Source organism: Streptococcus parasanguinis, assembly GCF_001578955.1.
GTDB lineage: Bacteria > Bacillota > Bacilli > Lactobacillales > Streptococcaceae > Streptococcus > Streptococcus parasanguinis_U.
On the sequence record NZ_KQ969689.1, the window covers coordinates 153121 to 163860 of the forward strand.

The following is a 10740-nucleotide window of genomic DNA, read 5'->3' on the forward strand; positions in this document are numbered from 1 at the left end:
ACTTTTGTCCCAGCCTCACTCGGGAGTTTTGAAACCTTAGGTTCAAAACTAAGTCATGGAACTTCCTGGATTGCTGAAATTATCCACTGGATAATTTCATCTAACGTCCATTCTCACTTAAGGGAAGTTTCTCAGAATACTTTGACTTCAAACTAAAACGTCCGTTCTATAAAGAAACGGACGTTTTTGATGTCTTAGGCTGTTTTCTCCACCCAGACACTGCGGACAAAGAAGATGCTGATCAGAGCCAGTGCTAGAAAGGCAACTCCAAGGTAATAATAGGGTTGATCCATTGTAGTAGATCGACCGGAGAGATTGACAATCCCTCGGTAGAGGCCTCCTGCTGTGAGCGTAGCCACTCCGGAATTCCAAAGATTGAGACTTAGGCGAGAGAGGCCTTTCACCATCAACTGTAGAAGCACTAGTAGGGCACCACCTATCAAAGGAATCAAGAAGAGATAGTGCATGAAGGCAGAGGTTTCGCCAAAACTAAAGTGTTCATAGATGCGACTTCCGACAAAGAAGAAAGCTGAAATCAGAGTATACCAGAGAATCGTTTTTTTCAACCGTTGTTTAATAGGATTAGTAACCGATGTAGACAATGTCACTCACCGCCCTTTCTGAGATAGTACCATTTGTAGTTGGTTTGTTGATGACTTTTCCGTTAAAGTAGAGGGTAGAAGATCCGCCCCCATCAAGGTTGTAGGCTGTTTTGACGCCATAAGACTTCATCACTTCTGCTAATTGGTAGAGAGTTAGGCCTTCACTTTCTGAAGTCCGTCCGTCTGACACGACGATAATGTAGTGGTTTTCATCGATGATCCCAATCGCTGTTCGTGGATTTGATGCCATAGATTGCCCGACCTCTGAGTTGGTATCGACAGTAATTTCTCCATTTTCAACTAAGGAAGGACCGAAAGCGAGGAGATTGACGACCCCGTCCTTGACCAATTGATCTGCAGAGATCTCATCTTCGTAGATGATTTTGAAGGATCCATCCTTGTAAATGGCCAGGTCACCATTGCTTGAATCTTCCCGAACGGTATCGCGGTAGACCACTCCATTTCGGATGACGTATCCTGTACTGTTAGCCCCGTAATAGTCACCATTCACTGCTAGAATGGCACTGTTGTTGGCGGCTGTGACAGAGGTCTTAGCAGTCACGTTGGTTCCGTAAGTGTTTTGTGCAAAGGCTGTTTTGAGGTAATCAGATGAGCTGACTGTGATATCTGCAATGTAAACCTGGGTATTTTCAACCGTTTTTTCTGTTAGGCTCACCTGGATATTGTCATCTGAATAGCTAGTATCCGTCGTTGTAGCCGATGCAGCTGCTTTTTTGGCCGCCTTGGTGTCCGTAGTCGTAGCTTTTACGGTTTGGATGGCATCAGATAAGACAAAAGTCTTGAGCATCGAGTAGCTAAAACTGCTGGTTAAAAGAAGGCCAAAGCAGGCAGCATAGGTGTAGGATTTTTTAAAGAATTTCATGGTGGGGTGCAGTCCTTTCTTTGAAGATCACTTTTTTCGGGATCACCCATGAGACCAGAAAGAGGAGGAAGCCGACGACAATCTTACTGATCAGGAGATTGAGCCCGAAAGCAGTATAGAAGAGTCGAATCAAGAGCGTATCGAGAATAAAGAGGCCGAGGGCTAGACCAAAGTAACCACTTCCGGTTTTAGCAACGCTGTCTTTGTTCTTAAAGACTAGGTGCTTATTGGTCGAGTAGTTAAAGATGGAACTCGTCACACGAGCAATCCCATTTGCTAGGAGAATACGCAGACTAATGGGCACGGCCATCATCACGAAGAGGAAGAAGGCGTAGACCAGATAGTCAACGATAAAACTACTCAGAGAGGAGAGGGCAAACTTGAACATGTCCTTGTAGATCATGAGGCCGTCTCGAATAGGTCGGAAATGGGAGCCTTCGTTGTCATTGATGTAGACCGTCTCGATGGGAACTTCCACGATGGGGAAGGACTTGCTTGCTGCGAGGAGCACATTCATTTCATATTCATAACGCTGTCCTTCAACCTCAAGCATGAAAGGCAAGAGATTCGTAGTGAAAGCCCGTAAGCCCGTTTGGGTATCGCTGACCGCCACCCCTGTTTGTTGCTTAAACAAGAAGCGGGTCAATTTATTCCCGAAAGCAGAACGCAAAGGAACTTTTCCAGAGAAGGCGCGGGCTCCTAGAATAAGTGTTCCAGGATGCTCTTGAGATTGGTTAACAACCCTGAAAATATCCCAAATTTTGTGCTGACCGTCTGCATCAGCTGTAACAATGCTTCCATAGGTACCTCTTTCTAGGATGTAGTCATAAGCAGTCTTGAGAGCTTGCCCTTTTCCTTGGTTGTGCTCATGGGTCAGAACTGTCGCAAGACCCTCTAATTTGTCAAAAATCACTTTTTTGTCAGCATCACTCCCATCGTCGACCACGATGATGTGGAGATTGCTCTTAGCATGGACCAAGCGAACCAGTTTGACAAGATTCAGATCCGGTTGATAGGCGGGGATGATAAGATAATTCATAATCGTTCCTCGTTTCTTGAGATTTGTTGTAGCTAGTATAAAGACTCAAGCTTAAAGCTAACTGATATCAGTTTTCTTTAAGGAAAGGAGAGGAAGAAGGGGAGTAGTTTCTACTATAAAATGTCATTTTTTAGGGCATTTCTTTCCTTTAGAAGGGAACGTCCGAAATCATTTTTTAAATCCTAAAGATAATTCTTGCCTTTGTTCGAAAAGTCTGGTATAATAGTTTCTTGTGAGTAAACCTCACTTACCCCTTGCAAAGACAGGGGGTCATTAGTCCAAAAGGAGGAACATTATCAATGGCTAAATACGAAATTCTTTATATTATTCGTCCAAACATTGAAGAAGAAGCTAAAAACGCTTTGGTAGCACGTTTCGATTCTATCTTGACTGACAACGGTGCAACTGTTGTTGAATCAAAAGATTGGGAAAAACGTCGTCTTGCATACGAAATCCAAGATTTCCGTGAAGGACTTTACCACATCGTAAACGTTGAAGCGAACGACGCTGTAGCTCTTAACGAGTTCGACCGTCTTTCAAAAATCAACGGTGACATTCTTCGTCACATGATCGTAAAAGTTGACGCGTAAGAAATCATCAGAGGTGACTTATGATTAACAATGTTGTACTTGTCGGTCGTATGACCCGTGATGCTGAACTTCGCTACACTCCAAGCAATCAAGCAGTTGCTACTTTCAGCTTAGCTGTCAACCGCAACTTCAAGAGTCAAAATGGAGAGCGCGAAGCCGATTTCATCAACTGTGTGATCTGGCGTCAGCAAGCAGAAAACTTAGCCAACTGGGCTAAGAAAGGTGCTTTGATTGGGATTACCGGTCGCATTCAAACACGTAATTACGAAAACCAGCAAGGTCAACGTGTTTATGTCACTGAAATCGTAGCAGACAGCTTCCAACTATTGGAAAGCCGTGCAGCACGCGAAGGGCATGCAGCTGGTGGCTATTCATCAGGCAACGGTGGTTTTGCTGGAAATTCAACCCCAAGCTTTGGTGGATCTGAACCAAGCAATGTAGCGCCAAACTTTGGTCGTGAAGAAAATCCATTTGGAGCGAATCCAATGGATATCTCAGACGACGATCTTCCATTCTAAGAATGGGTTTAACGAATTAAAACTATAAAGGAGAATTAAACATGGCTCAACAACGTCGTGGCGGATTCAAACGCCGTAAAAAAGTTGATTACATCGCAGCAAACAAAATCGAATATGTCGATTACAAAGATACTGAGCTTCTTAGCCGTTTCGTTTCAGAACGTGGGAAAATCCTTCCTCGTCGTGTAACTGGAACTTCAGCGAAGAACCAACGTAAAGTAACAACAGCTATCAAACGCGCTCGCGTAATGGCTTTGATGCCTTTCGTAAACGAAGATTAAAAAAAAGACCCTAACGGGTCTTTTTTTCAGGTCCAGTGGACCTCTTTTTCACGAGCTTGTAAACAAGAAAGCGAGTAAGACCCTGGTGGGTCTTTTTTTCAGGTCCGGTGGACCTCTTTGACCTTTCCCTAGCTCTAATCGTGTTATAATGTGGGAAGAAATGTATCAAGGAGGGAACTATGAAGGAAGGTGTAATCATCAGGAGGATGATAAAAGCAGATATTGAGCACATCTCTCAAGCCTTTATCCACCAAGGGTGGCCGGGTAGAGAGGATATCTTGACTAGCTATTTTCAGGAGCAGGAGAATAGAGAGAGGGACGTATTAGTAGCTGAGTCGGATGGATTTGTGGCAGGCTATATCACTATATTGCCTGCTGCCAAGCACGGCCCTTTCGTGGGAGTCTATCCTGAACTATCTGATTTTAATGTTTTTGAACCATTTAGAAATCGAGGGATTGGGAATCAACTCTTAGAGGAGGCAGAAAAAAGAGTCCAGCTACTATCAGAGATTGTTACTTTAGGGGTTGGTTTACACTCGGGTTATGGCCCAGCTCAAAGACTGTATGTCAAACGGGGCTATATCCCAGATGGATCTGGAGTTTGGTTTAGGGATCAGCCCTTGGCCCCTTACAGTTCTTGTGAAAACAATGATGACTTAGTCCTCTATTTTTCAAAAAGGTTGAACAGGGAAATACAGTAAAACAAAAACGGATGAAAACTTCATCCGTTTCTTTTTAGCGACGAGTTGCGGGTGCTGTGCTCGAACTTTTAATATTAAAGCGTTTCTTGAGGTAGAAGCGAAGGACAAGCGCTAGAGCTCCTAAAACGATGGCAAAAACATCTGGAATAGTTGGATTGAGGACTTGTGGAAGTAAGGAGGTAAAGGACAAGACGATGACCCAAAGGAACATGACTCCGACAAGAATCGGCATGGATTTCCAAAGAGAGGGACGCTCACTGCGATCTTTTGTGCCATCCATATACTGATAGAAGAAGTAGTACATGAGATACAAGAGCAGAGCCCCTGTCAAACTTCCAAGGATCAAGGTGATCAACCCATAGCCAGTACGACGCGGTGCGACCAAGTTCATAAAGGCGCTAATCGCAGCAAAGACACCAAAAATAAAGAGGAAGGAATCCAAAATCATAAGAGAGGGAGCATCGTTTAATTTCGGATGCTCTTTTTCATAGCGTTCTTTCTCGCTGAAAGAATTCGCCCAAACAGTTGGAGCTCCAAAAAGAGTCCGTGCCGGAATCCCTTTTCCTTGGTTTTCATGGATAGCTGGAAGGATTTCTTGGATGAGGCTTTCTGCTTCTTCCTCTGATTTCCCGTTTTCAAGCAATTGGTGTTTGGCAATACGGATAAATTCTTGGTTTTTCTTGCTGAGTTGATTCAAATCAAGTTGAGACATAAATACTCCTTAGTGTTATTAGTAGGTGTTAGAACCATTTTTTATGGATGAGGTAGACGACGAGAGACCCGGTCAGGGCAAAAGCGATGAAAATGATGAGCCAGAAGGCGTTTGGTTCTCCATTGAGCGGTAATTCATTGTCCTGGAAGTTCATCCCGTAGGCCGAGAAAATCATGGTTGGAATGGACATGACGATGGTCACCATGGCCAAGGTCTTCATGATGTTATTCTGGTTGTTGGAGATGATTGATGCGAAGGTATCTGTCATGGAGTGGAGGATGTTTCCATAAATATCCGCCATCTCAATGGCTTGCTGGGTTTCGATCAAGGTATCTTCCAGTAGATCTTCGTCTTCTAGGTATTTCTTGATGTTACTAGTGGCACTGGTCAATTTCTTGATCACGCGCTCATTGGTTTTCAGAGAGGCCTTAAAGTAGACGATGGTTTTTTCTAGCTCCATCAACTCAATCAGCTCTTCATTACGCGTTGATTTGTGCAATTGGCTTTCAATCTGTTCGCTCTTTCGATCCAGGGTACGAAGCGCAGATAAGTAGAGTTCGGCGTTACGATAGAGGATCTGAAAGATAAAGCGCGACCGCATAAAAGTATAGAAATTCCGCAAGCGTCGGTTGATAAAGATATCAAGAAGTGGCAATTTCTCCAAGCAGGTCGTGATGATAGCCTCTTCTGTCAGGATAATCCCTAGCGGAATGGTTACGTAGTAGGTCTGATTGTTCCGCTCTTCCTTGATGGGGACGTCGACGATGATCAAGGTATACTCATCTTCGATGGTCATACGGGACATTTCTTCCGCATCGAGTGGTGCCCGCAAGTCTGCAATATCAATATTAAAGGCAGAGGCGATTTCCATCGATTCACTTTGAGAAGGGTTAACAAGGTTGATCCAGCTACCGGGTTCCAGCGTCTCTATTTCTTTAAATTCAGTCGTTGTCGATAAAAAGACCTGTTTCATGGTGCCTCCCCTTGTTTTTTTACACCTTAACATTATATCAGAAAAAGGACGGTTTTGGATAAAAGAATACTAAAAAATTTGTTATAATGGAGGTTAACAAAAAGGTGATTAGAGTAAGAACATGCAAGATAAAATTGTCATTCATGGGGCACGCGCCCATAATTTAAAAAATATAGACGTGGAAATTCCACGGGACAAATTGGTCGTGGTGACGGGTTTGTCTGGATCTGGAAAGTCCAGTCTGGCCTTTGATACTCTCTATGCAGAAGGTCAGCGCCGCTATGTGGAGAGCTTATCGGCCTATGCCCGGCAATTCTTGGGAAATATGGAAAAACCAGATGTCGACTCTATTGACGGCTTGAGTCCAGCCATTTCCATCGACCAAAAAACGACTAGTAAAAACCCACGTTCTACAGTGGGGACGGCGACAGAGATCAATGACTACCTGCGCCTGCTCTATGCGCGTGTAGGGACGCCTTATTGTATCAATGGACATGGCGCTATTACCGCTTCTTCGGTTGAGCAAATTGTCGATCAAGTTTTGGAATTACCAGAGCGCCAACGCCTGCAAATTCTAGCTCCCATTATCCGCAAGAAAAAAGGCCAGCACAAGAATATCATTGAAAAAGTCCAAAAAGACGGCTATGTTCGGGTTCGAGTTGACGGTGAGATCTATGATGTGACAGAGGTCCCAGAACTGTCTAAAAGCAAACAGCACACGATTGAAGTGGTGGTGGACCGGATCGTGATCAAAGAGGGCATCCGTTCGCGTCTCTTTGATTCGATTGAGGCAGCTCTTCGGATAGCGGACGGTTATGTGGTGATTGATACCATGGATGGAAAGGAACTGCTCTTTTCGGAGCATTATGCTTGTCCAGTCTGTGGCTTTACCGTTCCTGAATTAGAGCCCCGTCTCTTTTCTTTCAATGCGCCTTTCGGCTCCTGTCCAGACTGTGATGGGTTAGGCATTAAGCTGGAGGTGGACTTAGATTTGGTGGTGCCAGATGATCGCTTAACCCTTCGTGAAGGAGCTCTTGCTCCTTGGAATCCGATCTCTTCCAACTACTATCCTCAGATGCTGGAGCAGGCCATGATCCATTTTGGCATTGATATGGATCAGCCTTTCTCAGATCTTTCTCAAGAAGAAAAGGACTTGGTTCTCTATGGTTCAAACGGGAAAGAGTTCCACTTCCACTATGAAAATGAGTTTGGTGGGGTTCGGGATATTGAGATTCCTTTTGAAGGGGTCGTAAACAACATTCACCGTCGTTTCCGTGAGACCAATAGTGACTTCACTCGCAACCAAATGCGCTCTTATATGAACGAATTGACCTGTGCGACCTGCCATGGCTACCGTCTCAATGACCAGGCTCTTTCTGTTCGTGTTGGTGGGGAGAAAGGGATGCATATCGGGGAAGTGTCAGATCTATCGATTGCGGACCACTTAAAAGCCGTAGACCAGCTGGTTTTAACGGATAATGAAGCTACGATTGCAAGACCGATCCTAAAAGAGATCAAAGATCGTTTGACCTTCTTAAACAATGTAGGCCTTAATTACTTGACCTTGTCACGCTCAGCAGGAACACTATCAGGTGGAGAGAGTCAGCGCATTCGCTTGGCAACCCAGATCGGTTCCAACCTCTCTGGAGTCCTTTATATCTTGGATGAGCCGTCAATCGGCCTCCATCAAAGGGACAATGATCGCCTGATTGCCAGTCTCAAAAAGATGCGTGATTTAGGCAATACCTTGATCGTCGTCGAACACGATGAAGATACCATGAGAGAGGCAGACTACCTGATCGATGTCGGACCAGGTGCGGGTGTCTTTGGGGGAGAGATCGTTGCTGCGGGAACTCCAAAACAGGTGGCTCGTAATAGTAAATCCATTACCGGCCAATATTTGTCCGGTAAGCGCAAGATTCCGGTTCCAACAGAGCGCCGTTCAGGAAATGGTCGTTCTATTGAAATTACAGGGGCTAGTGAGAACAACTTACAAGATATTACAGCGCGTTTTCCTCTGGGCAAATTTATCGCAGTCACTGGCGTTTCCGGTTCTGGAAAATCGACCTTGATCAATGGCATCTTGAAAAAAGCCATCGCTCAAAAGCTCAACCGCAATTCGGAAAAACCAGGGAAATACAAGACTATTCAGGGGATTGAGCATATCGATCGCTTGATCGACATTGATCAAAGCCCGATCGGTCGGACTCCTCGTTCCAATCCAGCAACTTATACAGGCGTCTTCGATGACATTCGCGATCTCTTTGCTCAGACCAATGAAGCCAAAATTCGGGGCTATAAGAAAGGTCGCTTTAGTTTCAATGTCAAGGGTGGGCGTTGTGAAGCCTGCTCAGGAGATGGCATCATAAAAATTGAAATGCACTTCTTGCCAGATGTTTTTGTTCCTTGTGAGGTCTGCCATGGACATCGCTACAATAGTGAGACCCTCGAAGTCCACTACAAGGAAAAAAATATCGCAGAAGTGCTGGATATGACGGTCAATAAGGCAGTCGAATTCTTCAAGCACATTCCGAAAATTGAACGCAAACTCAAGACCATCCAAGATGTGGGCTTGGGCTATGTAACACTGGGGCAACCAGCGACCACCCTTTCAGGTGGGGAAGCGCAGCGGATGAAGTTGGCTTCTGAATTGCACAAGCGCTCTACAGGAAAATCCTTCTATATCTTGGATGAACCAACGACAGGACTTCATACCGAAGATATTTCTCGCTTGATCAAAGTCTTAGAGCGATTTGTGGATGATGGCAATACAGTCCTTGTGATTGAGCACAATTTGGATGTCATTAAGACAGCAGACCATATCATCGATTTAGGACCAGAGGGCGGTGTCGGTGGCGGAACCATTATTGCGACCGGAACACCAGAAGAAGTAGCAGCCAATCCTGCTAGCTACACAGGACAATATTTGAAAGGAAAATTACAATGAATCAACGGATCAGCAACTTAAGAAACAAAATGAAAGCCCAAAACCTCAAAGCGGTATTGATTAATAATTTGAAAAATGTTTACTATTTGACCAATTTCTGGGGTTCAAACGGGACTGCTTTGGTGACAGAAGAACGCGTGGTCCTCTTTACAGATTCGCGCTACACCATCCATGCCCATGCGACTTGTTTCCCCTTTGTAGAGATTGTGGAAACCCGCGATGAGTTGACTGCAGCTGCAGAGATCGTTAAGGATCTTGGAATCAAAGAATTTGGTTTTGAGGACGAAGTGACGGTAGCCTACCATGCCCGTATGGCTTCTGTTTTCAGTGGCATTAGCCTTCAATCCCTAGCAAACTTTGTGATGGAATTGCGCTTGATTAAGGATGAAACTGAGATTGCGGCCATTAAAAAAGCTTGTAGCATCTCTGACCAAGCCTTCCATGATATTTTAGACTATATCAAGGTAGGGAAAACGACAGAGTTGGAAGCAGCGACTTTCCTCGACTTTAGAATGCGGGAGTTGGGAGCTTCTGGTGTATCTTTTGATATTATTTCAGCAGCTGGTGAACGCTCTGCCATGCCTCACGCGACTCCAAGTGATCGGATCATTTCAGCAGGAGATGCCTTGACCCTTGATTTTGGTTGCTTGTATGACCACTATGTCAGTGATATGACACGGACTATCTATGCAGGACATGTCAGCGACAAGGAAAGAGAAATTTACGAAACAGTTTTGAAAGCCAATCAAGCCTTGATTGCTGCTGCTAAAGATGGACTTGGCTTCCGTGATTTTGATAAAATCCCACGTGATGTGATCGAAGCAGCCGGCTATGGCCAATACTTTACTCATGGAATCGGTCATGGAATTGGGCTAGATATCCACGAAGAGCCATACTTCAGCCAAACGTCTAAAGAAGCTATTCAAGCAGGGATGGTTTTAACAGATGAGCCAGGTATTTATATCGAAGGCCTCTCTGGTGTGCGGATCGAAGATGACCTCTTGATCACAGAAACAGGCTGTGAAGTCTTGACCCTTGCTCCTAAAGAATTGATTGTCCTTTAAAGTATACGTTTTTCTTAACTTCTATTTAGACAGAGATGTGAAGAGAAGACTATGAAATGAATTGTAGAGTAATTCTTCTCCCAGACATCTTATTTGGAGCCCTATCCATTTTGGTATAGGAACTACAATAACAAAACACGAAAGAAGCAAAGGGGAATTTGGATCTGGATGGATCAGGGGCGGTCCATAGCAATCCTTTCTTCTCAAAAAGAGAAGATTGCTGTTTGAGAAAAATCAAATAGTGTGTTACAATAAAGAGTAATCTATTTTTAAAAAAGAGGTAATAAAACATGATCGAAGCAAGTAAATTGAAAGCTGGTATGACTTTTGAAACAGCTGACGGAAAATTGATCCGCGTTTTGGAAGCTAGCCACCACAAACCAGGTAAAGGAAACACTATCATGCGTATGAAATTGCGTGATGTCCGTAC

The 10740-nt window shown here is 44.4% G+C and carries 11 protein-coding genes and 1 pseudogene; 7 read left to right on the forward strand and 5 right to left on the reverse strand.

Annotated features, from left to right (window positions below):
- Positions 1 to 194 precede the first annotated feature (194 nt).
- The 3 genes from SPADD19_RS00695 to SPADD19_RS00705 are packed head-to-tail and all read right to left on the reverse strand — an operon-like array spanning position 195 to position 2524.
- Positions 195 to 602, reverse strand: coding sequence for a hypothetical protein (locus tag SPADD19_RS00695; protein WP_061455246.1), 408 nt, complete (start codon positions 600 to 602; stop codon positions 195 to 197).
- Positions 583 to 1485, reverse strand: coding sequence for a phosphodiester glycosidase family protein (locus SPADD19_RS00700; RefSeq protein WP_061454942.1), 903 nt, complete (start codon positions 1483 to 1485; stop codon positions 583 to 585). Before SPADD19_RS00700 ends, SPADD19_RS00695 begins: the two co-directional genes overlap by 20 nt.
- Complete coding sequence (locus SPADD19_RS00705; RefSeq protein ID WP_061454943.1) at positions 1472 to 2524, reverse strand: bifunctional glycosyltransferase family 2/GtrA family protein; 1053 nt, start codon at positions 2522 to 2524, stop codon at positions 1472 to 1474. Before SPADD19_RS00705 ends, SPADD19_RS00700 begins: the two co-directional genes overlap by 14 nt.
- A gap of 299 nt (positions 2525 to 2823) precedes the next feature.
- Between SPADD19_RS00705 and rpsF the strand changes: the two genes are divergently transcribed.
- The 4 genes from rpsF (at position 2824) to SPADD19_RS00725 (ending at position 4614) form a co-directional block, all read left to right on the forward strand.
- On the forward strand, positions 2824 to 3114 hold the full coding sequence (gene rpsF, locus SPADD19_RS00710) for a 30S ribosomal protein S6 (RefSeq protein WP_003005040.1): 291 nt from the start codon (positions 2824 to 2826) through the stop codon (positions 3112 to 3114).
- A 20-nt stretch (positions 3115 to 3134) separates the two neighbouring features.
- The gene (locus SPADD19_RS00715; RefSeq protein ID WP_061454944.1) at positions 3135 to 3632 is read left to right on the forward strand and encodes a single-stranded DNA-binding protein; all 498 of its coding nucleotides are present in this window, start codon (positions 3135 to 3137) and stop codon (positions 3630 to 3632) included.
- 41 nt (positions 3633 to 3673) lie between these two features.
- Positions 3674 to 3913 carry a 30S ribosomal protein S18 gene (rpsR, locus tag SPADD19_RS00720; protein ID WP_000068664.1) on the forward strand — a complete coding sequence of 80 codons (240 nt, stop codon included), beginning with the start codon at positions 3674 to 3676 and terminating at the stop codon, positions 3911 to 3913.
- Between the two features lie 179 nt (positions 3914 to 4092).
- Complete coding sequence (locus SPADD19_RS00725; RefSeq protein ID WP_061454945.1) at positions 4093 to 4614, forward strand: GNAT family N-acetyltransferase; 522 nt, start codon at positions 4093 to 4095, stop codon at positions 4612 to 4614.
- A 34-nt stretch (positions 4615 to 4648) separates the two neighbouring features.
- Here SPADD19_RS00725 and SPADD19_RS00730 read toward each other — a convergent pair whose 3' ends face one another.
- Positions 4649 to 5326 (reverse strand): DUF1129 domain-containing protein, encoded by a 678-nt coding sequence (locus SPADD19_RS00730; RefSeq protein WP_061454946.1) that lies wholly within the window; start codon positions 5324 to 5326, stop codon positions 4649 to 4651.
- A gap of 28 nt (positions 5327 to 5354) precedes the next feature.
- Positions 5355 to 6299 (reverse strand): magnesium transporter CorA family protein, encoded by a 945-nt coding sequence (locus SPADD19_RS00735; protein WP_061454947.1) that lies wholly within the window; start codon positions 6297 to 6299, stop codon positions 5355 to 5357.
- 121 nt (positions 6300 to 6420) lie between these two features.
- On the opposite strand from SPADD19_RS00735, the gene uvrA reads away from it, so the two are divergent.
- The 3 genes and pseudogenes from uvrA to SPADD19_RS12195 all read left to right on the forward strand — a co-directional run.
- Positions 6421 to 9246 carry an excinuclease ABC subunit UvrA gene (uvrA, locus tag SPADD19_RS00740; protein ID WP_061454948.1) on the forward strand — a complete coding sequence of 942 codons (2826 nt, stop codon included), beginning with the start codon at positions 6421 to 6423 and terminating at the stop codon, positions 9244 to 9246.
- On the forward strand, positions 9243 to 10310 hold the full coding sequence (locus SPADD19_RS00745) for a M24 family metallopeptidase (RefSeq protein ID WP_061454949.1): 1068 nt from the start codon (positions 9243 to 9245) through the stop codon (positions 10308 to 10310). The genes uvrA and SPADD19_RS00745 overlap by 4 nt, the downstream gene beginning before the upstream one ends.
- Before the next feature lie 290 nt (positions 10311 to 10600).
- Positions 10601 to 10740, forward strand: a pseudogene (locus SPADD19_RS12195) (elongation factor P); the annotation flags it as partial.